The following is a 23,810-nucleotide window of genomic DNA, read 5'->3' as shown; positions in this document are numbered from 1 at the left end:
GGTAGTGCCGCATTGGATCCAAATAAAGCCACGATCTTGCCCAAGATTCCTGTTGCGCGCTATCAGCGTCCGCTGGCTTATGCACAATCGGAATTTATCTTCCAGCGGCAGGCATGAAAGGTTTGACTTTCATCACGCTTTTCTGCAAGTGGCTGTTTTATCTAGGGTTTAGCGTTACTGTTCAGAAAATGATCAGCTATGCGCGGGCCTTTCTGCGCGGTCGTTGCAGGCAGTTGCCCAGTCAGCATCAACAGAGTTATCCACAGCTTCTGTGAGCAACTCAGGAGCGCTCGGCCAGCAGCAGGAGGTTGCGTGGGCTGAGGCGGTAATCGCAGAAGCTGCCCAGGCGTACGTCGTAGCCCTGCTCCTGCAGGTAGAGGGCGCGGTCGAGCAGCAACCAGAGTTCCAGCGGGCGGCGAAACAGGCCGCGAACCAGCTCCAGGTTGCGCACCATGGCCAGGCGTTGCCAGCCCTGGGCCTCCAGCGCAGGCCAATCTTCATCACCAGGGGCGGGGACATCTCGCAGGGTGGCCAGGTCGCGGCAGAACTCGGCGAAGGGCTTATCGAACCAGTGGCTGGCCAGAGCGGGGGTGGTGAGGTATTGATCCGTGCCGCGCAGGCGTCGCTGCAGCAGGTCGAACGCCAGGCGCCAGGCCATCGAGCGATCTCGCTGGCGTCTGGTGCGGGCGCCGGCGGTGACGGTTTCGCTCAAGGGCAGGTCCAGGTCATCGCGGGAAAGGTGCAGGCTGGAGGCCTGGGCCGCAATGCTGAGTGGCCGATAGTGCGCCGTGCTGATGCGGTTGTAACAGCAGGGTGCCACGGCCAGGTGCATGCAGCCCTTGGTACTGGCCAGTTGCAGCAGGCGCACGTGCAGGTCGCCACAGGCATGCAGGGCCACCGGGCTGTGCTCGGGTTGCAGGCGCAAGCTGGCGTCATCAGCCATGACGTCCTGGCACAGGTGCTCGGCGGCGATGTTCAGGCGCTGGCTGAGGGCGGCGCCCGCTGTCACCAGGGCTGGGTCGTATTCCAGGCAGGTCAGCTGTTGTCCGCCACGGGCCAGCCAGCGTCCCAGGTGGCCTTTGCCCGAGCACCAATCGAGCCAGTGGCTGGGAGCAGTATTGAACTGCAGGCGGCTGGCGAAGGCTTGGATCTGCTCCAGTTTACGTCCGGGAATATCGTGCAGATGGCGCGCACTGGGTGGAATCTCATCGGCTCTGCCTGGCAGGCTGCCGACGCTGGCCAGCTCACGCGCTTGCACTGCCCATTTCCGGAACGGGGCGGGGGCATCGAGCGTCCAGGGTTCGCCGTGGTCGGCCTCGGCTTGTTCCAGGGTGCGGCTGCGCAGCCAGGTGGCGAGTTCGGGCCAGTCGCCTTCCCAGGGCAGTTGCAAGTGGGTGAAGGGCTTGGGGCGCCAGAGCCGCTGGTGCTCATCGATCCAGGCGTCGAGTGCCTGAAAGCGTTCGAGCAGTACAGGGCCTTGGAGGATGGTGTCTGGCATGGTGCACAACTGGGCAGGGTCGGGAATCGCGGATTCTAGCAGGCTGTGGAAGAACTACCGGGTAGCGCCTGATGCCAGTCAGTCAGGGGACTGCCCAATCCTGTAGGAGCGAATTCATTCGCGATCTGGCCAGGCACGGAGCCAAAGCCTATCGCGAATGTTCGCGCCTACACCGGCATGGCGGCGTATCAGCGGCCTTGGCTGGCGTCGACCCGCAGCCAGCGCTCCAGGCAGCGGAACATCAGGGTCAGCACCAGGGTGATGAGCAGGTAGAAGAGGCCGGCGTAGCAGAAGAACAGCATGTACTGGTAGTTCTTCGCGGCAATGGTCTTGGCCATGCCCATCAGGTCGTACAGGGTCACGGTGTAGACCACGGCGCTGGCCTTGAGCATGAGGATGACCTCGTTGCTGTAGGCCGGCAGGGCGATGCGCGCGGCGCGTGGCAGGATGATGTACAGCAGCGCCTGCCTGCGCGACATGCCCAGCGAACGCGCCGCTTCCACTTCTCCCTTGGGAATGGCCTGGATGGCGCCGCGCAGAATCTCGGCGATATAGGCTGCCGTGTGCAGCGACATGGCCAGCAGGGTGCAGAAGAACGGATCGCGCAGGTAAGGCCAGAGCATGCTCTTGCGCACGGCCTCGAACTGCGCCAGCCCGTAGTACACCAGGGCCAGTTGCAGCAGCAGCGGGGTGCCACGGAAGAAGAAGATGTAGCCGTAGGGCAGGGCGCGCACGTACCAGTGCCGGGATGCGCGGGCGATACCCAGCGGCACGGCGAGTATCAGGCCGATGATGGCCGACAGGCCCAGCAGCTCCAGGGTGAGCAGGGCGCCCTCGAGCATCTTGGGCGTCCACTTGGCGAGCAGTTCCCACTCGCTCATAGCTCGTTCCTCGTGAAGCCCTGACTGACGCGTTTTTCCGCCAGGTGCATGATGGTCATGGCGACGACGGTCAGGCCCAGGTAGATGAGCGCCGCCGTCAGGTAGAAGGTGAAGGGTTCCTTGGTGGCGTTGGAGGCGATGCTGGCCTTGCGCATGATCTCGTCGAGGGAGATCAGCGAGACCAGCGCGGTGTCCTTGAGCAGCACCAGGTACAGGTTGCCCAGGCCGGGCAGGGCGACACGCCAGACCTGCGGCAGGATGATGCGCCAGAAGATCCGTGCCGAGGAAAGTCCGAGCGTCTGCCCGGCTTCACGGTGGCCCTTGGGGATCGCCAGCAGGGCGCCGCGCAGCACTTCCGTGGCATAGGCGCCGAAGCACAGCGCCAGGGCGCAGGTACCAGCGGCGAAGGGCGACAGCGCCAGGTCGGGATGGCCGAACAGGCTGCCCAGGGCATTCAGACCACTGACGGTACCGAAGTAGACCATGAGCACCCATAGCGTTTCGGGCACGCCACGCACCACCGTGGTGTAGAGCGTGGCCAGCGCACGCAGGGCGCGGAAGCGGGAGGTCTTGGCGACGGCGCCCAGCAGACCCAGGAGCAGTCCCGCCGACACGGCGGCCAGCGAGAGCTTGATGGTCATGAGCGTGCCTTCGGCAAGCTGGTTGCCGAAGCCATGCAGGTCAAGAATCATGGTCTTGGTTTCTAGTCGGTGCAGGGGCGCCCCGGTTCGGGGCGCCGGGGCGCATCAATAGATGCTGAACGGGAAGTACTTGTCGTTGATCTGCTTGTAGGTGCCGTCAGCGACGATTTCCTTCAGTGCGGTGTTGAGTTTCTCGCGCAGCGGGTCGCCCTTACGCACGGCAATGCCGATCTTGTCGTTATCGAACACCGGCTCGCCCTTGAACTCGAAGTCCTTGCCGGCATCGCTCTTGAGCCATTCCCAGTTGACGAACTTGTCCGCCAGCACGCCATCGACGCGACCGGAAGCCAGATCCAGGTAGGCGTTTTCCTGGGTGTCATAGAGCTTGATATCGACGACGTCTTCGAGGTTCTCTTCCAGCCAGGTGCCGGCGATGGTCGAACGCTGGGCGCCAATCACCTTGCCCTTGAGGCTTGCCTTGTCGGTCTTGAAGTCAGCATCCTTGGGGGCGATGAACTGCAGCTTGTTGGTGTAGTAGGGATCGGTGAAGTCCACGGCCTGCTTGCGTTCGTCGGTGATCGACATGGAGGCGATGAGGAAGTCGAACTTCTTGGCATTGAGCGCCGGGATGATGCCGTCCCAGTCGGAGGTGACCACCTCGCACTCGACCTTCATCTTGGCGCACAGGGCCTGGCCGATCTCGACGTCGAAGCCGGTGGCCTTGCCGCTGGCGTCGATCAGGTTGAAGGGCGGGTAGGCGCCTTCGGTGCCGATCTTCAGCTTGTCGGCAGCGATGGCCTGGGTGCCGAAGGCCAGGGTAGCGGCCGCAGCCAGCAGGATCTTCTTGTAACTGTGCATGGGGTTTGCTCCGTGTTAGCGATTGCTGGACATGAATTGTTTACAGCGAGCCGATAGCGGGTTGTCGAACACCTGGGCCGGTGGCCCCTGTTCCTCGACCAGACCCTGATGCAGGAACACCACTTCGCTGGATACCTGGCGAGCGAAGTTCATCTCGTGGGTCACCAGCAGCATGGTGCGCCCTTCATCGGCAAGCGCGCGGATCACGTTAAGCACTTCTTGTACCATCTCCGGGTCGAGGGCCGAAGTGGGTTCGTCGAACAGGATGACCTTGGGCTGCATGGCCAGGGTGCGCGCGATGGCCGCGCGTTGTTGCTGACCACCGGAAAGCTGGTTGGGGTAGACGTGGCGCTTGTCGGCGATGCCGACCTTGGCCAGCAGCGCTTCGGCCACTTCGATGGCCTCGGCCTTGCTCTGGCCGAGCACGCGGCGCGGTGCCTCGATGATGTTGTCGAGCACACTCATGTGCGGCCACAGATTGAAGTTCTGGAAGACGAAGCCGATCTCGCTGCGCAGGCGGTTGATCTGCTGATTGTCGGCGGCCACCAGCTCGCCGTTCTTCGCGGCCTTGAGCTTGAGCTCCTCACCGGCGACGAAGATCTGCCCTTCGTGCGGGTTCTCCAGCAGGTTGATGCAGCGCAGGAAGGTGGACTTGCCGGAGCCAGAGGAGCCGAGGATGGAGATGACGTCGCCGTCTTTGGCCGTCAGGGAAATGCCCTTGAGCACTTCGAGGTCGCCGTAGCGTTTGTGCAGGTTGCGAATGTCCAGCGCGGGCGTCGCCTCGGCCATGGGGTGGAATCCTCTTCTTCTTCGATAGCGCTCCGGCGGGCTGCAGACCGTCCTGGCAGGCGGCCAAGCTAGCATAGCGGTTTCGTGACCGCCAAGCCGTTTGCCGGCCTGAAGGCGGGTCCGTGCCCAGGGTGTCGCCTGGTTGCAGCAGCTTGTCGCGCAGGCGAAAAATGACGCGCGATTATTGTCGGAGCAGAAAGCAAAAAGCCCCAGCGCATGGCTGAGGCTTCTTGTAATCAATCAGTGGTGCCCAGGGACGGAATCGAACCGCCGACACGGGGATTTTCAATCCCCTGCTCTACCAACTGAGCTACCTGGGCCAACGGGGCGCTATTAGACGGATTTGAAGGGTCAGTGTCAAGCGCAGGTTTGAAAAATATTTAATTATTTCGGGCGCTTAGGTTCATGGCGGTAGGGTGCGCTGTGCGCACCGCTATCGAGAGCCTGACGGCTGGTGCGCATGGCGCACCCTACCCGAAGCCGTCCCATGGTTGCCCTTACTCGCTCGGCGGTACGTAGCCTTCGGCCTGGGCGTATTCCTCACCGGAAAGGAACTTGTCCATCTCCACCTGGAGGAACTTGCGATCCTCGGCGTTCATCATGTTCAGGCGGCGTTCGTTGATCAGCATGGTCTGGTGTTTCTGCCACTCGTCCCAGGCCTGCTTGGAAACGTTATTGAAGATGTCTTCGCCCTTGGGGCCGGGGTAGGGCGCGCGATCCAGGCCGGGCAGTTCCTGTTTGTATTTGCGGCACTGTACGGTGCGGGTCATGTCGATTCTCCAGCGGTAATGGCTTGCGCCGCGCGTTTCAGTAGCTTCTTCACCGGGGCGGCGAGGCCCAGGCGCGGCGGGGTGGCGAGGTTATACCAGAGCCAGTCGGCCTCGGCCACGCGGCCGGGCTGCTCGGTGGCCTCGATCAGCCAGGGTTCGATGGCTAGCTGGAAGTGGCTGAAGGTGTGGGTCAGGCCTTCCAGTTCGCGGCGTTTGCCGAGGCTTAACTGCTGCTGCCCGGCGAGGTCGTCGAGCTGGGCCAGGTCGTCCAGCTCCGGCAGGCTCCACAGCCCGCCCCACAGGCCGGTGGCCGGGCGGCGATAGAGCAGGATGTCGCCCGCCTGGTTGACCAGCAGCGGCATCAGGGTGCGCTTCTGCGGCAGTGCCTTGCGCGGCTTGGGCACCGGGTAGCGAATCTCCAGGCCGAGCAGGTGCGCCTGGCAGCCACTGCGCACCGGGCACAGCAGGCAGGTGGGTTTGCTGCGGGTGCAGAGGGTGGCGCCAAGATCCATCATCGCCTGGGTGTAGTGGCCGACGCGCTCGTGCGGGGTGAGGCGCTCGGCTACGTCCCAGAGTTGCTTGGCCACCTTGGGCTCGCCTGGGTAGCCCTCTTGCGCCACGTAGCGCGCCAGCACGCGTTTGACGTTGCCGTCGAGGATCGGCGCACGCAGGCCCATGCTCAGGCTGGCGATGGCGCCGGCCGTGGAGCGGCCGATGCCGGGCAGCTCGCTGAGGGCTTCGACGCTGCGGGGGAATTCGCCGCCGTGCTCGCGCATGACGATCTGCGCGGTTTTCTGCAGGTTGCGTGCACGAGTGTAGTAGCCCAGGCCTGTCCATAGATGCAGCACTTCGTCCTCGGGCGCCTCGGCCAGGTCGCGCACTGTGGGGAGCGCGGCCATAAAGCGGTCGAAGTAGCCGAGCACGGTGCTGACCTGGGTCTGCTGCAGCATGATTTCCGAAACCCAGACGCGGTAGGGGGTGATGTTCTGCTGCCAGGGCAGATCCTTGCGCCCGTGCTGGTCGTACCAGGCCAGCACGGCGCTGTTGAACTGCTCGGGGCTCATCGGTTGAACAGGCCCTTGAGTGCGTCCTTCAGATCCGGGCTGACCTTGTCGCCGAGCTTCTCTTCCAGCTTCTCGGTCAGCTTGTTGCCGGCCAGGCGCGCGGCGATCTTGCCCAGGCCGTCCTGATCCAGGCGGCAGGCCTTGGCGCCCAGCTCCAGCGGGCCACGGCAGCGCAGCGGCCATTCGATGCCGACATAGTGCTCGTTGACCTGGCAGGCCGGGTCGGGCATTTCCCGCTGGTCGCCCTCGATGGTGATGCCCACCTTGTAGTCCAGGCCGAGCACGCGCAGATCCAGGTCACCGTTGCCGCTGACCGCCAGCCCTGGCACCTGCGCGGCCAGATCCGGGTTGTGGGCCACGCCATCGCGCACGCTGAGGCTGCCCTTGAGTTCGCGGAAGGGGGTGTCTTTGCCACTCGGCGGGTTGCTCAGGGTCTTGCGGTTGAGGGTGGCGATGCCACGGCACAGTTGCTGTTCGAGGTTGGCGCCGACCAGCACGCCATCGTTGAGGACGAAGCTGGCATTGCCGTTGAGCGCCTCGATCCAGGCTTTCTGGCTGTTGCCGCGGGTGTTGAACTTGGCGTCCAGATCCAGCAGCCCGCGGATGGGCGAGGGTTGATCCTCCTTCTTGAGGAAGGGTTCCACGGGGATGCGGCTGAGCCGCTTCTCGACACTGATCATCGGCTCGGCCTGGCGCACGTCGATGCGCCCGCTGCCGCTGAAGCTGCCGCCCTGCAGTTTGCCGCGCACGTCTTCCAGGGTGATCAGGCCGCCACGGCCATTGGCCTTGAGGGTCACGTCGGTGAAGGGCTGCTGGTCGAAGGTGAGCTGGCCGAGGCTCAGCGCAAGCTGCAGATCGAGGCTGCGCAGGCGCTCGATAGGCAGCACTTTCTCGTCGCTCCAGGCCTGCTGAGTCGGGGCGTTGGGCAGCGGCGTGGTGCCGCTGGAACCGGCATCGGCGATGCTGGCTTTGACCTCCGACTGGCGCGCGGCGGCGGCGCTGTCCTTGCTCTTGGGTGGCAGGTAGCGGTCGAGGTCGAGCTTGTCGCCCTTGAGATCGGCGCGCAGCGCCTGTTTGGCGAAGTCGGCCACGCCCAGGCTGCCGCTGTAGCTGCTGCCGTCGAGCTTGAGGTCGAGGTTTTCCAGCATCAGCCCCTTGCTCGAGCCGTTGAGGCGGCTGACCAGCTCGAACTGGCTGAGGCTGCCTGCATCACGCATGGGCGGCAGTTCGACGCCGATGCCATCGAGGAATTCGCGCAGGTTGAGTGCGGCGATGGACAGGCCGCCGGCGAGCTTGGCGTCCTTGTCCAGCTCTCGCACCTTGAGCTCGCCCAGGGCGCGCAATTGGTTGGCGGACAGCTTGAGGCCGTTCCATTCGGCGATATTGGCGGCCTGGTCGAGCAGCAACTGCCCCTGGGCGGAGAAATTCAGGGTCTTGCCATTGAGTGGCTCGCCCGAGGCTTCGCCGGCCAGCTTGAGATCTTCGAGCTGGTAGCGCTTGAGGGCACGGTCGAAGCGCAGCGAGCCTTCCAGTTCGCTGCGCGCACGCAGCACCGGCTGGTTGGTGCCGAAGAAGGCGCTGAGCTTGAGCGGGATGCTGGCGCCTTCGCGGATAGCACCGGTCTTCAGTTCGATGTTCTCTACGGTGAATTGCTGGCCTTTCTGCGCATCGTTGTAGTCGATGCGCGAGTTGCTCAGGGTCAGGCTGTCGATATCCAGTTTCAGCGGTTGCGCGGTGGATTTGCCCGGTTCAGTGCCGGGCTCGGTGTCCGCCACCGGCGGCTGCTCGGCCGGGGGCTGTTCGCTGCCGTCGGTCTTGGCCGGGCGGCCGACGCCTTCCCAGTTGCCATGGCCCTTGGCGTCGCGCTGCAGGTTGAGGTTGAGGCCGTCGACGCGGATATCGCTCATCTGCACTTCCTTGCGCAGCAGCGGCAGTACACGTACCGACAGGCCGATCATGCGCAGGTCGGCGAAGGGCTTGTCCGGGGTGTCGGCGCTGGCCAGGGTGGCGTCGGTGAGTTCCAGGCCGAGCCAGGGGAACAGGCTCCAGCCGATGTCGCCCTTGAGTTGCAGGTCGAGATTGGCCTTGTCGTGAGCGATCTGGCGAATCTCATCCTTGTAGTCGTTGGGGTCGAACAGGTGGGTCAGGGCGAACAGCAGCGCCACTATGATCAGCAGCAATCCGAGAAGGAAGAGGCCGAGGATCTTGCCAAGCGCTTTCATGGACGAGTCCTTGTTTCGATGGCTGGAATGAAAGGGCGCCCAGTATAACGTCAAGCGCCGTCGCGATAGGTTCGGTTGGCCTGTGGCCGTGCCACAGCCTGGCCACAGAGAGAACCGGCAGGGGGTTGGATCGGGAAGAGGATGAGCGGTTCCTTGTTCGAGGAGTCTGCACTCGAACCTGGGCAACCTTGATTGCACCTGGCCGTAATGGCCTTTGAATCGATGGCCTCTATCATGCAATAGAGGCTGTCTTTTGTGATTTGCCGAAAACTCGGAAAAAAAGCAAAAAAAAGCAAAAAGATCATTCTTATGCGACGTTTTGTCGCGGCTCGGTGCTACTCTCTGCAAACTTTGGCGCCAGGCTGCTGTCGCGTGCGCCTTTGTCTGCAACCATAAATAGAGACTCTGCTATGACTGACGCCCTTGCATTGAACGGCGTTGCGGCGAAGCCTGCATTCCTCTCCAAGGAACGCATCATCGCGCGCCCCGGCTTCAACCGTTGGCTGGTTCCGCCAGCCGCGCTCGCTATTCACCTGTGTATCGGTATGGCCTATGGCTTCTCGGTGTTCTGGCTGCCGCTGTCCAAGGCTGTGGGTATCACCGCCGCCACGGCCTGCGCCCCGGAAATGGGCTTCTTCGAGCAGATATTCGCCAGCAACTGCGACTGGCAGATTTCCATGCTCGGCTGGGTTTACACCCTGTTCTTCGTCTTCCTCGGCTGCTCGGCTGCCATCTGGGGTGGCTGGCTGGAGCATGCCGGCCCGCGCAAGGCCGGCATGGTATCGGCGCTGTGCTGGTGTGGCGGTCTGCTGATTTCCGCGCTGGGCGTCTACACCCATCAGATCTGGCTGCTGTGGCTGGGCTCGGGGGTGATCGGCGGTATCGGCCTGGGCCTGGGCTACATCTCGCCGGTGTCCACCCTGATCAAATGGTTCCCGGACAAGCGCGGCATGGCCACCGGCATGGCGATCATGGGCTTCGGCGGCGGTGCCATGGTCGGTGCGCCGCTGGCAGCGATGCTGATGAACCACTTCGCCACCCCGGATAGCGTCGGCGTGTGGCAGAGCTTCGTGGTCATGGCGGTGATCTACTTCATCTTCATGATGGGCGGTGCACTGGCTTATCGCGTGCCGCCGACCGGCTGGAAGCCGGCAGGCTGGGCTGCGCCAGAGGCCAAGGCCAACAACGCGATGATCACCAAGGGGCACGTGCACGTCGATACCGCGCTGAAAACGCCGCAGTTCTGGCTGGTCTGGGCCGTACTGTGCCTGAACGTATCGGCGGGCATCGGCATCATCGGCATGGCTTCGCCGCTGCTGCAGGAAGTCTTCGCCGGCAAGCTGATCGGTGTCGACCTGAGCTTCAACCAGCTCGACGCGGCTCAGCTCGCGCAGATCGCCGCGATCGCGGCGGGCTTCACCGGCCTGCTCAGCCTGTTCAACATCGGCGGCCGCTTCTTCTGGGCCTCCTGCTCGGACTTCATCGGCCGCAAGGGCACCTACTTCGTGTTCTTCGGCCTGGGTCTGGCGCTCTACGCTTCGGTGCCGATGCTCGGTCATCTGGGCAGCCTGGCGCTGTTCGTGCTGGCCTTCTGCATCATCCTGTCGATGTACGGCGGTGGCTTCGCCACCGTGCCGGCCTACCTGGCCGACCTGTTCGGCACGCAGATGGTCGGGGCCATCCACGGTCGTCTGCTGACTGCCTGGGCGGTAGCCGGTGTGCTCGGCCCGGTGCTGGTCAACTACCTGCGCGAGTACCAGTTGAGTATCGGTGTGGAGAAGGCCGCAGCCTACGACATCACCCTGTACATCCTCGCTGGCCTGCTGGTGCTGGGCTTCATCTGCAACGCCCTGGTGCGCCCGGTTGCGCCCAAGTACTTCATGAGCGAGGCCGAGCTGGCCGCCGAGCGTGCCCATGGCGAGAAATCCACCCCGGCAGCGGGCGCGCTGGAGTGGTCGGCCGATCCGTCGAGCAAGCCGCTGGTCATCGCCGCCTGGCTGGTGGTGGGCATTCCGCTGGCCTGGGGTGTATGGATTACCCTGCAGAAGACCGTCGTACTGTTCCAGTAACGCCGCGTTTGCCGAAAAGCCCGTGCAGGCTCCGCGCCTGCACGGGCTTTTTCATTCTGGCCGTCCGACCATCGCCGGTAGCCGTTGCGGCCGCGGCACGCCTATAATGCTGGCCTTTTTCCGTTGGCAATTCGTGGAGCTGGTGATGGCCGAACGTACGGCATCCGTCGAGCGCAACACCCTGGAAACCCAGGTCAAGGTCTCTATCAATCTGGATGGTACTGGCAAGGCCAACTTCGACATTGGCGTGCCCTTCCTCGAGCACATGCTCGACCAGATCGCCCGTCATGGCCTGATCGACCTCGACATCCACTGCAAGGGTGACCTGCATATCGACGACCACCATACCGTCGAAGACGTCGGCATCACCCTTGGCCAGGCTTTCGCCAAGGCCGTCGGCGACAAGAAGGGCATGACCCGCTACGGCCACTCCTACGTGCCGCTGGACGAGGCGCTGTCGCGCGTGGTGATCGACTTTTCCGGTCGCCCCGGCCTGCAGATGCACGTGCCGTTCACTCGCGCCGTGGTCGGTGGCTTCGATGTCGACCTGTTCCAGGAGTTCTTCCAGGGCTTCGTCAACCACGCCCAGGTCAGCCTGCACATTGACAACCTGCGTGGGCACAACACCCACCACCAGATCGAGACCGTGTTCAAGGCCTTCGGCCGTGCCCTGCGCATGGCGGTGGAACTCGACCCGCGCATGGCTGGGCAGATGCCGTCGACCAAGGGAAGCCTCTGATGCAGACCGTAGCCGTCATCGACTATGGCATGGGCAACCTGCACTCGGTGGCCAAGGCGCTGGAGCACGTCGGCGCCGGCCGCGTGCTGGTGACCGCGGACGCCAAGGTGATCCGCGAGGCGGATCGGGTGGTGTTCCCCGGCGTCGGCGCGATCCGCGACTGCATGGCCGAGATCAAACGCCTGGGCTTCGACGAGCTGGTGCGTGAAGTCAGCGCCGACCGACCGTTCCTTGGCATCTGCGTCGGCATGCAGGCGCTGCTCGAGCGCAGCGAGGAAAACGACGGCGTCGACTGCATCGGCCTGTTCCCCGGCCAGGTGCGCTTCTTCGGCAAGGATCTGGCCGAGGACGGCGAACGCCTCAAGGTGCCGCACATGGGCTGGAACGAAGTGGCGCAGGCGGTGAAGCACCCGCTGTGGCACGACATCCCCGATCATGCGCGTTTCTATTTCGTGCACAGCTATTACATCGAGGCCGGCAAGCCGCAGCAGGTGGTCGGTCGCGGCCACTACGGCAAGGACTTCGCCGCCGCGCTGGCCGAAGGCTCGCGCTTCGCCGTGCAGTTCCATCCGGAGAAGAGCCACAGCCACGGCCTGCAGTTGCTGCAGAACTTCATCGCCTGGGACGGCCGCTGGTAATGGCCCGCGCCAAGGTGCCGAGCCTGGCGCTGGAGCCTGCCCAGGAGCAGGCCGCATTGCTGCTGTTGCAGCGTTTTCTCGATGAGCGTTTCGAGCTGCAGCTAGGCACCTTCGAGGTGCAGGAAGTGCTCGACCTGATCACCCGCGAATTGGCACCACACTACTACAACAAGGCGATTCTCGATGTGCAGGCGCACCTGAAAGACAGGTTCGAGAGCATCGAGAGCGACCTCTGGGCACTCGAAAAAGGTAGCTGAAAGCGACAAGCCGCAAGCTGCAAGAGAAACGAATGCGCCTGCCTGCAGCTCGAGGCTTGCAGCTTGCCGCTCTTTTTGACGTTAGGAAAAAAGACATGCTGATTATCCCCGCTATCGATCTCAAGGACGGCGCTTGCGTGCGTCTGCGCCAGGGCCGCATGGAAGACTCCACGGTGTTCTCCGATGACCCGGTGAGCATGGCTGCCAAGTGGGTCGAGGGTGGCTGCCGTCGTCTGCACCTGGTCGATCTGAACGGCGCCTTCGAGGGGCAGCCGGTCAATGGTGAAGTGGTCACCGCCATCGCCAAGCGTTATCCGACCCTGCCGATCCAGATCGGCGGCGGCATACGCACCCTGGAAACCATCGAGCACTACGTGCGCGCTGGCGTCAGCTACGTGATCATCGGCACCAAGGCAGTGAAGGAGCCCGAGTTCGTCAGCGAGGCGTGCAAGGCCTTTCCCGGCAAGGTGATCGTCGGCCTGGATGCCAAGGACGGTTTCGTCGCCACCGATGGCTGGGCCGAGGTGTCCAGCGTGCAGGCCACCGACCTGGCCAGGCGCTTCGAGGCCGATGGCGTGTCGGCCATCGTTTATACCGACATTGCCAAAGACGGCATGATGCAGGGCTGCAACGTCGAAGCCACCGCCGCGCTGGCCGCTGCCAGCCGCATTCCGGTGATCGCCTCCGGCGGCATCCACAACCTCGGCGATATCGAGAAGCTGCTGCTGGCGCGTGCGCCCGGCATCATCGGCGCCATCACCGGCCGTGCTATCTACGAAGGCACCCTCGACGTGGCCGAGGCGCAGAGCTTCTGCGATAGCTTCAAAGGTTAATGAGTAGGGTGCGCAGTGCGCACCGCTGACGGTTTATCGGTGCGCGCGGCGCACCCTACGAGAGAAGTCGACATGGCACTGGCTAAACGCATCATCCCCTGCCTCGACGTGGACAATGGCCGCGTGGTCAAGGGCGTCAAGTTCGAGAATATCCGCGATGCCGGCGATCCGGTGGAGATCGCTCGTCGCTACGATGAGCAGGGCGCCGACGAGATCACCTTCCTCGACATCACCGCCAGCGTCGATGGCCGTGACACTACCCTGCATACCGTCGAGCGCATGGCCAGCCAGGTGTTCATCCCGCTCACCGTCGGTGGCGGCGTGCGCACTGTGCAGGACATCCGCAACCTGCTCAATGCCGGCGCCGACAAGGTATCGATCAACACCGCTGCGGTGTTCAACCCCGAGTTCGTTGGTGAGGCCGCTGCACGTTTCGGCTCGCAGTGCATCGTCGTCGCCATCGACGCCAAGCGCGTCTCCGCGCCGGGCGAGCCGGGCCGCTGGGAAATCTTCACCCATGGCGGGCGCAAACCCACCGGCCTGGATGCCGTGGAGTGGGCACGCAAGATGGAAGGTCTGGGCGCCGGTGAAATTCTGCTGACCAGCATGGATCAGGACGGCGTGAAGAGCGGCTACGACCTCGGCGTGACCCGCGCCATCAGCGAGGCCGTGCGCGTGCCGGTGATCGCCTCCGGTGGTGTCGGCAACCTGCAGCACCTGGCCGACGGCATTCTCGAAGGCAAGGCCGATGCGGTGCTGGCCGCGAGCATCTTCCACTTCGGCGAATACACCGTGCCGGAAGCCAAGGCCTACCTGGCCAGTCGCGGTATCGTGGTGCGCTGATCGCAGCGCTGCCAGGGGCGGGCAGGGCGCCCCTGGCCACGTTCGCTCCCTGCGCTTCTCCTATTCCCGGGGCTAATGGCCCTGGTGCAGAACTTGCTACTGTGAACTTCGTCACGTAGTGGCACATTCGTCCAGATGATGGCAGCAGACGGCTATCGATCACTGTGCCGAGGCCGGTATGGGGGTTATCCTCGCGCGGTCTGCTTTGCTGAATACGAGAAATACCATGTTGAAACGCATGTTGATGTTGCTGGGAAGCACGCTTGTGGTGCTGGCCAGCAGTGTGCGCGCCGAGTTGAGCGAACCTGTGGTGCTGCTGACCGAGAATTTCCCGCCCTACAACATGGCCACCAATGGCAAGAATTTCGCGCATGAGGAAAACATCGAAGGCATTGCCGTGGATGTCGTCAGGGAAATGTTCAAGCGGGCGGAGGTGCCCTACAGTCTGACCCTGCGCTTTCCCTGGGATCGCATCTACAAGCTGGCGCTGGAAAAGCCGGGCTATGGCGTATTCGTCGCGGCGCGTCTGCCCGAGCGTGAACAGCTCTTCAAGTGGGTCGGGCCCATCGGCCCGGACGACTGGGTGATGCTGGCCAAGGGCGATAGCGATATGAAGCTCGACAGCCTGGAACAGGCCAGCCAGTACCGGATCGGTGCCTACAAGGGCGATGCCATTTCCGAGTACCTGAGCGAGCACGGGGTCGAGCACAGCACCTCGCTGCGCGACCAGGAAAATGCGCGCAAGCTGATGACCGGGCAGATCGACCTGTGGGCCACGGGCGATCCCGCTGGGCGCTACCTGGCCAGGCAGGAGGGCGTCAGCGGTTTGAAGGTGGTGCTGCGTTTCAACAGTGCCGAACTTTATCTGGCATTGAACCGGGAAACCCCGGATGAGCTGGTGAAGCGCCTGCAGGCCGCTCTGGAACAGATGCGTGCCGAAGGTGTGCTGGACGAGATACAGAGAAACTACATGTGAGTGCGCCGTGCGGGAGCGGGTGCTCTCGGCGGTGGGCCGATCCTATCGATATGAAGTCTGGGGAGTCGCTCTTATGCTGAAGAAACTGAGTCAACGTCTGCTGTTTGTCCTGTGCCTCGGCGCCGGTATCGCCCATGCGGAACTGCCGCAGGATTACAAGGTGATCCTGCTGACCGAGAATTTCCCGCCGTTCAACATGGCGATCGATGACAAGAACTTCGCCCGTGACGACTCGATCGATGGCATCAGTGCCGATATCGTCCGTGAGATGTTCAAGCGCGCCGGCATCAACTACACCCTGACCCTGCGCTTTCCCTGGGATCGCCTGTATCGCCTGACCCTGGACAAGCCCAACTACGGCCTGTTCTCCACCACCTACACCGAGGAGCGCAAGCCGCTGTTCAAGTGGGTTGGCCCCATCGCCAAGACCGGCTGGGTGCTGCTCGCGGCGCCGGGTAGCGACATCAAGGTGTCGAGCCTGAAGGAGGCGGCCAAGTATCGTATCGGTGCCTACAAGAACGACGCCGTCAGCCAGAATCTGGAAAGCCAGGGCCTGGCGCCGATCAACGCCCTGCGTGACCAGGAGAACGTGAAGAAGCTGGTGCGCGGGCAGATCGACCTGTGGGCCACCACCGACCCGGTAGGCCGCTACCTGGCCAAGCAGGAAGACGTTACCGGCCTCAATACCGTGTTGCGTTTCAAGGATGCCGAGCTGTACCTGGCCCTGAACAAGGATACTCCCGACGAGGTGGTGCAGCGGCTGCAGCAGGCGCTGGACGCCATGCGCGCTGAGGGCTACATCGACGAAGTGACCAACAACTACTTGTAACGGCTGCGCAATGAAAAAGCCCGGACTGCATGTCCGGGCTTTTTCATTGCGCGTCTGGCCTCACTCGTCGCGGGTGACGTTCAACCCCTTGAGCAGGTTCAGCGCCTGGCTCAGTTGATAGTCGTCATCCTGCGGGCGCTCTTTGCGAGAGGCCTGCGCGGCCTTGCTCGGGCGGTCGGCGCCGCCATTGCCATTGCCCAGGTGGCCGAGCAGATCGGCTTCCTTGATGCCTTCGGGATCCTGCTCACGGGTGACCTTGGCGCGCTCCACCTCGATGTCCGGAACGATGCCCTGCGCCTGGATCGAGCGGCCGTTGGGGGTGAAGTACAGCGCTGTAGTCAGCTTCAACGCGCGGTCGTTGTTCAGCGGCAGCACGGTTTGCACCGAGCCCTTGCCGAAGCTGTCGGTGCCCATCAGCACGGCGCGTTTGTGATCCTGCAAGGCACCGGCGACGATTTCCGAGGCCGAGGCGCTGCCGCCATTGATCAATACCACCAGAGGCACGCCCTCGCTGGCATCGGCCGGGTCGGCGTTGAAGCGCAACTCGGAGTTGGCCAGGCGCCCTTCGGTGTAGACGATCAGGCCGCTCTTGAGGAAGTGGTCGGCCACTTCCACCGCCGCCTGCAGCACGCCGCCCGGGTTGTTGCGCAGATCCATCACCAGGCCGCGCAGCTTCTTGTTGCCGTTTTCCTTGCGCAGCTTGGTCAGCGCCTTGCCCACTTCCTCGCCAGTGTTGACCTGGAACTGCGAGATCCGCAGGTAGCCGTAACCATCTTCCAGCAACTGGCTCTTGACGCTGCGCACCTTGATCACCGCGCGGGTCAGGGTGATGTCGAATGGGCGACCGCCATCGCGCACCAGGGTCAGCTCGATCTCGCTGCCGGCCTTGCCGCGCATCTTGTCCACGGCTTCCATCATCGACAGGCCCTTGGTCGGCTGGCCGTCGATCTTGATGATCAGGTCACCTGGCTGGATGCCGGCTTTCGAGGCCGGAGTATCGTCGATCGGCGACACCACCTTGACGAAGCCATCCTCCATGCCCACCTCGATGCCCAGGCCACCGAATTCGCCGCTGGTGCTTTCCTGCAGCTCGGCGAAGGCGTCTGGCTCCAGATAGGCCGAATGCGGGTCCAGGTTGCTGAGCATGCCCTTGATGGCATTCTCCAGCAGGGTCTTGTCGCTGACCGGCTCGACATAGGCGGCCTTGATGCGATCCATCACCTCGGCGAAGGTGCGCAGCTCATCCAGTGGCAGTGGCGCCGCCTTGCTGCTCGCCGCTGGCGCGGGGGCAGGCTCGGCAGCCTGCAGGGCGGGAGCGCCGAGCAACAGACCAAGGGCCAGAGCCAGGCAGGTGGGGCGGAAGCGATGGGGCATGAAGACAACTCCTAAGTGGATGAGGCGCCACCAGGCAGCAAGCCTGGTTATCCCTGCGCGCGGCACCATTGTGCCGGATCACTCGGGCGACCGTTCTGGCGGATGGCGAAATACAGTGCCGGGGTAGCCTGGCCGCCGCTGGTTCCGACCGTGGAAATGGCTTCGCCCGCCTTGACCAGGTCACCGGCTCGCTTGAGCAGGCTCTGATTATGGCCGTACAGGCTCAGATAGCCGTTACCATGGTCGAGAATGACTAACAGACCGGCGCCGCGCAACCAGTCTGCGAAAACCACGCGTCCCCCGTGCACGGCGCGCACCTGGCTGCCCGCCTGCGCGCCGATCAGGACGCCATCCCACTTAGTACGAGCATCATCGCCGCGTGGGGTTCCGTAGCGAGCTACCAATCGGCCATCGACGGGCCAGGGCAACTTGCCCCGTGCGCTGGCAAAAGGCCCGCCATAGATGGCCCCGGAGCTGACCAGGGGGGCGCTGGCAGCGGGCTTGCCGCTACTGCTGGGGCGGGCTTCGCGGGCGGCCAGCTCGCGCTTGCGCGCCTCTTCCGCTTCGCGCGCCTGGCGCGCCAGGGTTTCTTCGATGGTCTTGAGCACGCGGCCCAGCTCGGCTTGCTCCTGCTGGCGGGCCTTGAGGCGCTTGTCACGGCTGGAAAATTCGCTATTGAGCTTGGCCAGGGCCTGCTGGCGTTCCTTGCGCGCCTCGGCGAGCTGGGCATGGCGCTGATCCAGCTCGGCCTTCTGCGCCTGCAGTTGGGCCTGATGATTGCTGATTTCCTGTTCGACGTTGGCCAGTTGGCGCAGGGTCTCGTTGAATGCCGAGAGTTGCTCCAGGCGCGCATGGCTCAGGTAGTCATAGTAGGTGAGGGTGCGCGAGAACTTTTCCGGATTCTGCTGGTTGAGCAGCAGCTTGAGGTATTCCTGGCGGCCGCTCTGATAGGCGGCGCGGGCCTGAATGGCGATCAGCCGTTGTTGTTCACTGCGTGCGCTCTGGAGTTTTTTTTTCTCCTGATCCAGGCGCTGGATTTCCGTCTCGCTGCTGTCGAGCTCACGCTTCAGCTCGTTGACCTGCTTCTGCAGGTCGCCCATCTCGGTTTCAGTTTTCTTCAACTGTTGCTGAACGCCGGATTTCTCCTGCTGCAGTTTCTCCAGCATCTTCTTCAGCTCGGTGACGTCCTGACGCGCCGCTTCTAGCTGGCGCTGGGTATCGGCACGCTGATCGGCCATGGCCGGAGCGAGCAGGCTGCTGAGTAGAACGAAGATGAGGACACGACGCATGGAGTGAGCGACACCTGAGACGGGGCGGCAATGGCGCCTAGTATGCCTAAAAAAGCAGCGGCAAGCTGCAAGCCACAAGCGGCAAGAAGAGCGAAAACGACGGGTAGCCCGGATGCAATCCGGGAGCGGACTCCCCGGATTGCATCCGGGCTACGATTCTCGTGGCCTGAAGCTGCTCTTATTGCAGCTCGACGATGGGCTTGCCGGTCATTTCGCTCGGTTGCGGCAGGCCCATCAGTTTGAGCAGGGTGGGCGCCACGTCGGCCAGCACGCCGCCTTCGCGGATGCGCGCCGGGCGCTTGCCGACGTAGATGAACGGCACTGGCTCGCAGGTATGGGCGGTGTGCGCCTGGCCGGTGCACTCGTCTTCCATCTGCTCGACGTTGCCGTGGTCGGCGGTGATCAGCGCCTCGCCGCCGACCTTTTCCAGCGCTTCGGTGATGCGGCCGACGCAGGTGTCGAGGGTTTCCACGGCCTTGACCGCCGCCTCGAACACGCCGGTGTGGCCGACCATGTCGCCGTTGGCGTAGTTGACGATGATCACGTCATAACGCTGGTTCTCGATGGCGTCGACTATCTTGTCGGTGACTTCCGGTGCGCTCATTTCCGGCTTGAGGTCGTAGGTGGCGACGTTCGGCGAGGGAATCAGGATGCGCTCTTCGCCCTCGAACGGCTCTTCGCGGCCGCCGGAGAAGAAGAAGGTGACGTGGGCGTATTTCTCGGTTTCGGCGATGCGTAGCTGGGTCTTGCCGTTCTTCGCCAGGTACTCGCCGAGCACGTTGGTCAGCGCCTCCGGGGCGAAGGCCGCCGGTGCCGGTATGCTCGCCGCGTACTGGGTGAGCATGACGAAGCTGACCTGTGGCGCACGCTTGCGCTCGAATTCCTTGAAACCGGGCTCGACGAAGGCGCGGGTCAGTTCGCGGGCACGGTCGGCGCGGAAGTTCATGAATACCACGGCGTCGCCGTCCTCGACCCGTACCGGCTCACCGATGCTGGTGGCCTTGACGAACTCGTCGCTCTCGCCACGCTCGTAGGCAGCCTGCAGGCCCTCCACGGCTGAGGCAGCCTTGAACTGGCCAGCGCCGTCGACGATCAGGTGGTAGGCCTGTTCGACGCGATCCCAGCGGTTGTCGCGATCCATGGCGAAGTAGCGGCCGGTGAGGCTGGCGATACGGCCCTTGCCGAGGCGGGCGAAGGTGGCGTCAAGCAGTTCGATGGAGGGTTGCGCGCTCTTCGGCGGGGTGTCGCGGCCATCGAGGAAGGCGTGCAGGTAGATCTTCTCGGCGCCGCGTTTGGCGGCCAGTTCGGCCATGGCGACGATGTGATCCTGGTGGCTGTGCACGCCACCATCGGAGAGCAGGCCGAGGATGTGCACGGCCTTGCCGGCAGCCACGGCCTTGTCCACGGCCTGGTTGATCGTGGCGTTGTCGAAGAATTCGCCGTCGCGGATCGCCTTGGTCACGCGGGTGAAGTCCTGGTACACCACGCGCCCGGCACCGAGGTTCATGTGACCGACTTCGGAGTTGCCCATCTGCCCGTCCGGCAGGCCGACATCCATGCCGCTGCCGGAGATCAGGCCGTGTGGGTAGGTGGCGCGCAGGCGATCGTAGACCGGTGTGTTGGCCGCATAAATGGCGTTGTATTCGGGTTTGTCGCTGTGACCGAAGCCGTCGAGGATGATCAGAACCAAGGGTTTGGGCGTGGCGCTCATTTAGCTGGCTCGCTCTGGGTCGATTGGCGGAAGACAAGGCCGGGCATTCTACGGTCAAGCGCCTGGCACGTCACTGCCGGACGGGGTTTGGCCGACCTGTGGGGCTGTGTATACTGGCCGGCATTTTACCGTCCTGGGTCTTATAGATGTTCGCCAACCTGATTGAGTTCGTCACCAACCACTACGTATTGGCCGGAACCTTCGTGGTTCTGCTGGTGCTGCTGATCGTCACCGAAATGCGCAAGGGCGGGCAGAGCCTGTCCACTCGCGAGCTGACCGCGCTGGTCAACAGCGACCAGGGCGTGGTACTCGACGTGCGTTCGCAGAAGGATTTCTCCGCCGGGCATATCGTCGATTCGCTGCACATTCCCTACGAGAAGGTGAACGCGCGTATCGCCGAGCTGGAAAAGCACAAGGCCAAGACCATCGTCATCGTCGATGCCATGGGCCAGCAGGCCGGCAGCATCGCGCGCGAGCTGAAGAAAGCCGGTTTCACCGCTGCCAAACTCTCCGGTGGCATCGCCACCTGGCGTGGTGACAACCTGCCGCTGGTGAAGTGACATGGCCCAGGTGGTCATCTACTCCAGCGACTGGTGCCCCTTCTGCGTACGGGCCAAGCAACTGCTGGCCAGCAAAGGGGTGGATTACGAGGAGATTCGCGTCGATGGCCAGCCGGCCGTGCGCGCGGAGATGACCCGCAAGGCCGGGCGCACCTCGGTACCGCAAATCTGGATCGGCAGCACCCACGTGGGTGGCTGTGACGACCTCTATGCCCTGGAGCGCGCCGGCAAGCTCGACGCCCTGCTGCAGAGCCCCGCTTGAAACCTCAACGTTAAGGAAGGCCAACGCCATGACCGAGCAAGCCAACAGCGGCGCCGCCGCCGAGCAGACCCCTCAGTTCTCCCTGCAGCGCATCTACGTCAAGGATCTGTCCTTCGAGGCGCCGAAGAGCCCGGAAATCTTCCGTCAGGAGTGGACGCCGAGCGTCGGTCTGGATCTCAACACCCGCCAGAAGGCCCTGGAAGGTGACTTCCACGAAGTGGTGCTGACGCTGTCGGTGACCGTGAAGAACGGTGAAGAAGTCGCCTTCATCGCCGAAGTGCAGCAGGCTGGTATCTTCCTGATCAAGGGCCTCGATGGCGCCTCCATGAGCCACACCCTCGGCGCCTTCTGCCCGAACATCCTGTTCCCTTATGCCCGTGAAGCACTGGACAGCCTGGTGACCCGCGGCTCCTTCCCGGCGCTGATGCTGTCGCCGGTGAACTTCGATGCTCTGTACGCCCAGGAGCTGCAGCGCATGCAGCAGGCTGGCGAGACCACTGTTCAGTAAGAGCATGTTGGTTGAGTGAGAAAGCGCCCTTCGGGGCGCTTTTTGCGTTTTGTGGCGTCATGCTGGACTGGCAAGTTTTGTGTGGGGTGTCGGCTTGTTGGTTGTTCGGGTGTTTGTTCCGAATTGCCGCGTTTTTGCTGATGTCTTTGGTTTCGCCCTCCCGGGCGAGTCACTTTGCGGGCAAAGTAACCAAACCCTCCGCCCGATCATCCGGCCCTGGCTTCGCCAGGGTTCGCTCACTCCATCGCCGCTCCAGAGGCCCGCCGCGGTGGGCCATCCCTGGCCCATCGCGGCTCTCGCGACATCCATGTCGCTCAACCTCTTCCACGACGATTCCGTTCGCCCTCCTGGGCGGGCTCTGCACGCGCCTGAACCCGAGGTAACCCAGAATCAGCATGGAGTGCTTGAGTATGAGGTCAGCCGTAGGGCTGACCAGAATGCCGGCTGAAGGCCGGCAAGCTATTCAAGCGAATGAAACTGCGCGAATGAAACTATTGGTTTAATTCAACAGCCACATCGCGACTTCACAGCCGCCAGAGCACGCAGGACTAGCCTGGCACACCTGTTCGTTCAGGCGCGCAAATTCCCCCTTCAGGAGGCCGAACGCAGGCATTGCGCAGGGGGCGAGCGGCATGGATGCCGCGAGAGGCTTAAAGGGCCAGGGATGGCCCTTGTAAGCCGACCCCGGAGCGATGCCGGAGTGAGGGAAGTCGAGCGAAGCATGACGGGGACGCCTAGTTCCGGATGGCGGGGGTGCGTTTCTTTTGCTTACTTTTCTTTGCGCAGCTCAAAGAAAAGTGAGTCGCCCGAGGGGGCGAAACAAGGAGTTTCCGAAAACACCGAAGCGGCGTCCAAGTCACTGAAAAAAAGCAAACTTGCCCGCCTGCCGCCTCAATCGGCGTCGGCAAAGCCATTCTGCCGCCAGGCTTCGTAGACGGTCACCGCCACGGTATTGGACAGGTTCAGGCTGCGACAGCCGGCGCGCATCGGCAGGCGCACGCGTTGCCCGGGCGGCAGGGCGTTGCGCACTTCCTCCGGCAGGCCACGGCTCTCCGGGCCGAACAGGAAAGCATCGCCTGGCTGGTAGGCAATCTCGTGGAACGGCTGCGAACCCTTGGTGGTGAAGGCGAACAGGCGCGGTTGGCCGAGGCTGTCGAGGCAGCTCTGCAGATCCGCGTGGCGCTTGAGCGTGGCGTATTCGTGATAATCCAGGCCGGCGCGGCGCAGGCGCTTGTCGTCCAGCTCGAAGCCCAATGGCTCGATCAGGTGCAACTGGCAGCCGCTGTTGGCGCACAGCCTGATAATGTTGCCGGTATTGGGCGGAATTTCCGGTTGAAACAGGATGACGTGAAACATGCAGCACTCCGAGCACTGGGACGGGCGCCATTCTACGCCGCCGGAGGATCCGCGGCCGCGTTTGCGCTGGCGTTTCGTGGCTTCGATCATGCTCATCGCCTTTCTTGTCGGCGTGATGATCGGCCGGGTGTTCGACCCGCCGCGCCTGCGCGTCGAGGCTGCCGAGCCCTGGGAGCAGGGGCTGCAGCTCTGGTTCAACCGGGCGCCAGAGGCACAGGCCGAGCCGGTCGACGGTGCGCTGAGATATCGCTTCGAGGATGCCTATGGGCGGGTGCGGGAAGGGCAGTTGAAGCTGCCCCTGGGCCTGGTGAACTGGCGCATCGAGCGCGACGGTCGGGATCTGCTGCTGGTGCTGGTGTCGACTCGCCCGCTGAGCGGGGAGTGGCGTGGTAGTGAGGTGGATGGACGTTGGCGCGTGCAACTGACGCTGCGCCCCGAATAAAGAGGGGGATTCCCCGGCCTGCCTGTACCAAGGTCCCCGAAATGGGTGGCGCCTGGCCCGTCGGGCGGGTTGCGGCGCACTGCACGTGACGCTGAGGTCACGGCGAATAAAGAGGGGATTCCCCGGCCTGCCTGTACCAAGGTCCCCGAAACGGGTGGCGCCTGGCCCATCGAGTGGGTTGCGGCGCGCGGCATGTGACGCAGAGGTCACGTCGAATAAAGAGGGGGATTCCCCGGCCTGCCTGTACCAAGGTCCCCGAAACTGGGCTTGCCTTAGCCTATGCAGGGCGTGTGCCAATTTCGTGACCGAAGCGAGAAGGCCAGATCTGGCGGGCTTCAGAGCGCCCTGGCAAAGGACTGGCCGGGGCGTGGGGATGATGGCGGTGCACCAGAGAGCGGCAT

At 63.6% G+C, this 23,810-nt stretch carries 24 protein-coding genes and 1 tRNA gene; 12 read left to right on the top strand and 13 right to left on the bottom strand.

The window, feature by feature from the left end:
* Positions 1-280: 280 nt before the first annotated feature.
* The 9 genes from OU800_RS21840 to OU800_RS21800 all read right to left on the bottom strand — a co-directional run bounded on the left by OU800_RS21840 (position 281) and on the right by OU800_RS21800 (position 8,723).
* The gene (locus OU800_RS21840; protein WP_268179441.1) at positions 281-1,498 is read right to left on the bottom strand and encodes a methyltransferase; all 1,218 of its coding nucleotides are present in this window, start codon (positions 1,496-1,498) and stop codon (positions 281-283) included.
* A 188-nt stretch (positions 1,499-1,686) separates the two neighbouring features.
* Entirely contained in the window at positions 1,687-2,379 is a 693-nt protein-coding gene (locus tag OU800_RS21835) for an ABC transporter permease (RefSeq protein WP_268179440.1), read from the bottom strand.
* Positions 2,376-3,071 (bottom strand): ABC transporter permease, encoded by a 696-nt coding sequence (locus OU800_RS21830; protein ID WP_268179439.1) that lies wholly within the window; start codon positions 3,069-3,071, stop codon positions 2,376-2,378. The genes OU800_RS21835 and OU800_RS21830 overlap by 4 nt, the downstream gene beginning before the upstream one ends.
* Positions 3,072-3,125: 54 nt before the next feature.
* Positions 3,126-3,878 carry an ABC transporter substrate-binding protein gene (locus tag OU800_RS21825; protein ID WP_268179438.1) on the bottom strand — a complete coding sequence of 251 codons (753 nt, stop codon included), beginning with the start codon at positions 3,876-3,878 and terminating at the stop codon, positions 3,126-3,128.
* A gap of 15 nt (positions 3,879-3,893) precedes the next feature.
* Complete coding sequence (locus OU800_RS21820) at positions 3,894-4,667, bottom strand: ABC transporter ATP-binding protein (RefSeq protein WP_268179437.1); 774 nt, start codon at positions 4,665-4,667, stop codon at positions 3,894-3,896.
* Between the two features lie 244 nt (positions 4,668-4,911).
* Positions 4,912-4,987: transfer RNA gene (locus tag OU800_RS21815), tRNA-Phe, on the bottom strand.
* A gap of 177 nt (positions 4,988-5,164) precedes the next feature.
* Positions 5,165-5,437 carry an oxidative damage protection protein gene (locus OU800_RS21810; RefSeq protein ID WP_268179436.1) on the bottom strand — a complete coding sequence of 91 codons (273 nt, stop codon included), beginning with the start codon at positions 5,435-5,437 and terminating at the stop codon, positions 5,165-5,167.
* A complete protein-coding gene (gene mutY / locus OU800_RS21805) occupies positions 5,434-6,501 on the bottom strand; it encodes an A/G-specific adenine glycosylase (RefSeq protein WP_268179435.1) in 1,068 nt (355 codons plus the stop codon). Before mutY ends, OU800_RS21810 begins: the two co-directional genes overlap by 4 nt.
* Positions 6,498-8,723 (bottom strand): AsmA family protein, encoded by a 2,226-nt coding sequence (locus tag OU800_RS21800; protein ID WP_268179434.1) that lies wholly within the window; start codon positions 8,721-8,723, stop codon positions 6,498-6,500. The genes mutY and OU800_RS21800 overlap by 4 nt, the downstream gene beginning before the upstream one ends.
* Positions 8,724-9,133: 410 nt before the next feature.
* Between OU800_RS21800 and OU800_RS21795 the strand changes: the two genes are divergently transcribed.
* The 8 genes from OU800_RS21795 (at position 9,134) to OU800_RS21760 (ending at position 15,907) form a co-directional block, all read left to right on the top strand.
* A complete protein-coding gene (locus tag OU800_RS21795; RefSeq protein ID WP_268179433.1) occupies positions 9,134-10,792 on the top strand; it encodes an OFA family MFS transporter in 1,659 nt (552 codons plus the stop codon).
* A gap of 145 nt (positions 10,793-10,937) precedes the next feature.
* On the top strand, positions 10,938-11,531 hold the full coding sequence (gene hisB / locus OU800_RS21790; protein ID WP_268179432.1) for an imidazoleglycerol-phosphate dehydratase HisB: 594 nt from the start codon (positions 10,938-10,940) through the stop codon (positions 11,529-11,531).
* Positions 11,531-12,169 (top strand): imidazole glycerol phosphate synthase subunit HisH, encoded by a 639-nt coding sequence (gene hisH / locus OU800_RS21785; protein WP_268179431.1) that lies wholly within the window; start codon positions 11,531-11,533, stop codon positions 12,167-12,169. The genes hisB and hisH overlap by 1 nt, the downstream gene beginning before the upstream one ends.
* Positions 12,169-12,426, top strand: coding sequence for a DUF2164 domain-containing protein (locus OU800_RS21780; protein ID WP_268179430.1), 258 nt, complete (start codon positions 12,169-12,171; stop codon positions 12,424-12,426). The genes hisH and OU800_RS21780 overlap by 1 nt, the downstream gene beginning before the upstream one ends.
* A 95-nt stretch (positions 12,427-12,521) precedes the next feature.
* Positions 12,522-13,259, top strand: a complete 738-nt coding sequence (gene hisA, locus OU800_RS21775) for a 1-(5-phosphoribosyl)-5-[(5-phosphoribosylamino)methylideneamino]imidazole-4-carboxamide isomerase (protein ID WP_268179429.1) — start codon at positions 12,522-12,524, stop codon at positions 13,257-13,259.
* Positions 13,260-13,331: 72 nt separating this feature from the next.
* Positions 13,332-14,102, top strand: coding sequence for an imidazole glycerol phosphate synthase subunit HisF (hisF, locus tag OU800_RS21770; protein WP_004374000.1), 771 nt, complete (start codon positions 13,332-13,334; stop codon positions 14,100-14,102).
* A gap of 226 nt (positions 14,103-14,328) precedes the next feature.
* Positions 14,329-15,078 (top strand): substrate-binding periplasmic protein, encoded by a 750-nt coding sequence (locus tag OU800_RS21765; protein ID WP_268179428.1) that lies wholly within the window; start codon positions 14,329-14,331, stop codon positions 15,076-15,078.
* Between the two features lie 73 nt (positions 15,079-15,151).
* Positions 15,152-15,907 carry a substrate-binding periplasmic protein gene (locus OU800_RS21760; RefSeq protein ID WP_268179427.1) on the top strand — a complete coding sequence of 252 codons (756 nt, stop codon included), beginning with the start codon at positions 15,152-15,154 and terminating at the stop codon, positions 15,905-15,907.
* A 60-nt stretch (positions 15,908-15,967) separates the two neighbouring features.
* Here OU800_RS21760 and OU800_RS21755 read toward each other — a convergent pair whose 3' ends face one another.
* From OU800_RS21755 to gpmI, 3 genes are all read right to left on the bottom strand, one after another.
* A complete protein-coding gene (locus tag OU800_RS21755; RefSeq protein ID WP_268179426.1) occupies positions 15,968-17,281 on the bottom strand; it encodes a S41 family peptidase in 1,314 nt (437 codons plus the stop codon).
* 47 nt (positions 17,282-17,328) lie between these two features.
* A complete protein-coding gene (locus OU800_RS21750) occupies positions 17,329-18,570 on the bottom strand; it encodes a murein hydrolase activator EnvC family protein (protein WP_268179425.1) in 1,242 nt (413 codons plus the stop codon).
* 178 nt (positions 18,571-18,748) lie between these two features.
* A complete protein-coding gene (gene gpmI, locus OU800_RS21745; RefSeq protein WP_268179424.1) occupies positions 18,749-20,281 on the bottom strand; it encodes a 2,3-bisphosphoglycerate-independent phosphoglycerate mutase in 1,533 nt (510 codons plus the stop codon).
* A 146-nt stretch (positions 20,282-20,427) separates the two neighbouring features.
* Between gpmI and OU800_RS21740 the strand changes: the two genes are divergently transcribed.
* The 3 genes from OU800_RS21740 to secB are packed head-to-tail and all read left to right on the top strand — an operon-like array spanning position 20,428 to position 21,611.
* On the top strand, positions 20,428-20,841 hold the full coding sequence (locus OU800_RS21740; protein ID WP_268179423.1) for a rhodanese-like domain-containing protein: 414 nt from the start codon (positions 20,428-20,430) through the stop codon (positions 20,839-20,841).
* 1 nt (position 20,842) lies between these two features.
* The gene (gene grxC / locus OU800_RS21735) at positions 20,843-21,103 is read left to right on the top strand and encodes a glutaredoxin 3 (RefSeq protein ID WP_268179422.1); all 261 of its coding nucleotides are present in this window, start codon (positions 20,843-20,845) and stop codon (positions 21,101-21,103) included.
* Positions 21,104-21,131: 28 nt separating this feature from the next.
* Positions 21,132-21,611 (top strand): protein-export chaperone SecB, encoded by a 480-nt coding sequence (secB, locus tag OU800_RS21730; protein WP_268179421.1) that lies wholly within the window; start codon positions 21,132-21,134, stop codon positions 21,609-21,611.
* An 891-nt stretch (positions 21,612-22,502) separates the two neighbouring features.
* Here secB and trmL read toward each other — a convergent pair.
* Entirely contained in the window at positions 22,503-22,967 is a 465-nt protein-coding gene (trmL, locus tag OU800_RS21725) for a tRNA (uridine(34)/cytosine(34)/5-carboxymethylaminomethyluridine(34)-2'-O)-methyltransferase TrmL (protein ID WP_268179420.1), read from the bottom strand.
* Between trmL and OU800_RS21720 the strand changes: the two genes are divergently transcribed.
* Entirely contained in the window at positions 22,966-23,409 is a 444-nt protein-coding gene (locus tag OU800_RS21720) for a hypothetical protein (RefSeq protein WP_268179419.1), read from the top strand. The genes trmL and OU800_RS21720 overlap by 2 nt on opposite strands.
* Positions 23,410-23,810 lie beyond the last annotated feature (401 nt).

The organism is Pseudomonas sp. GOM7, from assembly GCF_026723825.1.
Taxonomy (GTDB): Bacteria; Pseudomonadota; Gammaproteobacteria; order Pseudomonadales; family Pseudomonadaceae; genus Aquipseudomonas.
Note: the sequence above shows the minus strand (reverse complement) of the source record. Positions and strands in the feature narration are given on the sequence as shown.

Excerpts from the sequence above, each read along its gene's own strand:
- OU800_RS21840 (WP_268179441.1), bottom strand. The coding sequence starts at position 1,498 with ATGCCAGACACCATCCTCCAAGGCCCTGTACTGCTCGAACGCTTTCAG.
- OU800_RS21835 (WP_268179440.1), bottom strand. The coding sequence starts at position 2,379 with ATGAGCGAGTGGGAACTGCTCGCCAAGTGGACGCCCAAGATGCTCGAG.
- OU800_RS21830 (WP_268179439.1), bottom strand. The coding sequence starts at position 3,071 with ATGATTCTTGACCTGCATGGCTTCGGCAACCAGCTTGCCGAAGGCACG.
- OU800_RS21825 (WP_268179438.1), bottom strand. The coding sequence starts at position 3,878 with ATGCACAGTTACAAGAAGATCCTGCTGGCTGCGGCCGCTACCCTGGCC.
- OU800_RS21820 (WP_268179437.1), bottom strand. The coding sequence starts at position 4,667 with ATGGCCGAGGCGACGCCCGCGCTGGACATTCGCAACCTGCACAAACGC.
- OU800_RS21810 (WP_268179436.1), bottom strand. The coding sequence starts at position 5,437 with ATGACCCGCACCGTACAGTGCCGCAAATACAAACAGGAACTGCCCGGC.
- mutY (WP_268179435.1), bottom strand. The coding sequence starts at position 6,501 with ATGAGCCCCGAGCAGTTCAACAGCGCCGTGCTGGCCTGGTACGACCAG.
- OU800_RS21800 (WP_268179434.1), bottom strand. The coding sequence starts at position 8,723 with ATGAAAGCGCTTGGCAAGATCCTCGGCCTCTTCCTTCTCGGATTGCTG.
- OU800_RS21795 (WP_268179433.1), top strand. The coding sequence starts at position 9,134 with ATGACTGACGCCCTTGCATTGAACGGCGTTGCGGCGAAGCCTGCATTC.
- hisB (WP_268179432.1), top strand. The coding sequence starts at position 10,938 with ATGGCCGAACGTACGGCATCCGTCGAGCGCAACACCCTGGAAACCCAG.
- hisH (WP_268179431.1), top strand. The coding sequence starts at position 11,531 with ATGCAGACCGTAGCCGTCATCGACTATGGCATGGGCAACCTGCACTCG.
- OU800_RS21780 (WP_268179430.1), top strand. The coding sequence starts at position 12,169 with ATGGCCCGCGCCAAGGTGCCGAGCCTGGCGCTGGAGCCTGCCCAGGAG.
- hisA (WP_268179429.1), top strand. The coding sequence starts at position 12,522 with ATGCTGATTATCCCCGCTATCGATCTCAAGGACGGCGCTTGCGTGCGT.
- hisF (WP_004374000.1), top strand. The coding sequence starts at position 13,332 with ATGGCACTGGCTAAACGCATCATCCCCTGCCTCGACGTGGACAATGGC.
- OU800_RS21765 (WP_268179428.1), top strand. The coding sequence starts at position 14,329 with ATGTTGAAACGCATGTTGATGTTGCTGGGAAGCACGCTTGTGGTGCTG.
- OU800_RS21760 (WP_268179427.1), top strand. The coding sequence starts at position 15,152 with ATGCTGAAGAAACTGAGTCAACGTCTGCTGTTTGTCCTGTGCCTCGGC.
- OU800_RS21755 (WP_268179426.1), bottom strand. The coding sequence starts at position 17,281 with ATGCCCCATCGCTTCCGCCCCACCTGCCTGGCTCTGGCCCTTGGTCTG.
- OU800_RS21750 (WP_268179425.1), bottom strand. The coding sequence starts at position 18,570 with ATGCGTCGTGTCCTCATCTTCGTTCTACTCAGCAGCCTGCTCGCTCCG.
- gpmI (WP_268179424.1), bottom strand. The coding sequence starts at position 20,281 with ATGAGCGCCACGCCCAAACCCTTGGTTCTGATCATCCTCGACGGCTTC.
- OU800_RS21740 (WP_268179423.1), top strand. The coding sequence starts at position 20,428 with ATGTTCGCCAACCTGATTGAGTTCGTCACCAACCACTACGTATTGGCC.
- grxC (WP_268179422.1), top strand. The coding sequence starts at position 20,843 with ATGGCCCAGGTGGTCATCTACTCCAGCGACTGGTGCCCCTTCTGCGTA.
- secB (WP_268179421.1), top strand. The coding sequence starts at position 21,132 with ATGACCGAGCAAGCCAACAGCGGCGCCGCCGCCGAGCAGACCCCTCAG.
- OU800_RS21720 (WP_268179419.1), top strand. The coding sequence starts at position 22,966 with ATGCAGCACTCCGAGCACTGGGACGGGCGCCATTCTACGCCGCCGGAG.
- trmL (WP_268179420.1), bottom strand. The coding sequence starts at position 22,967 with ATGTTTCACGTCATCCTGTTTCAACCGGAAATTCCGCCCAATACCGGC.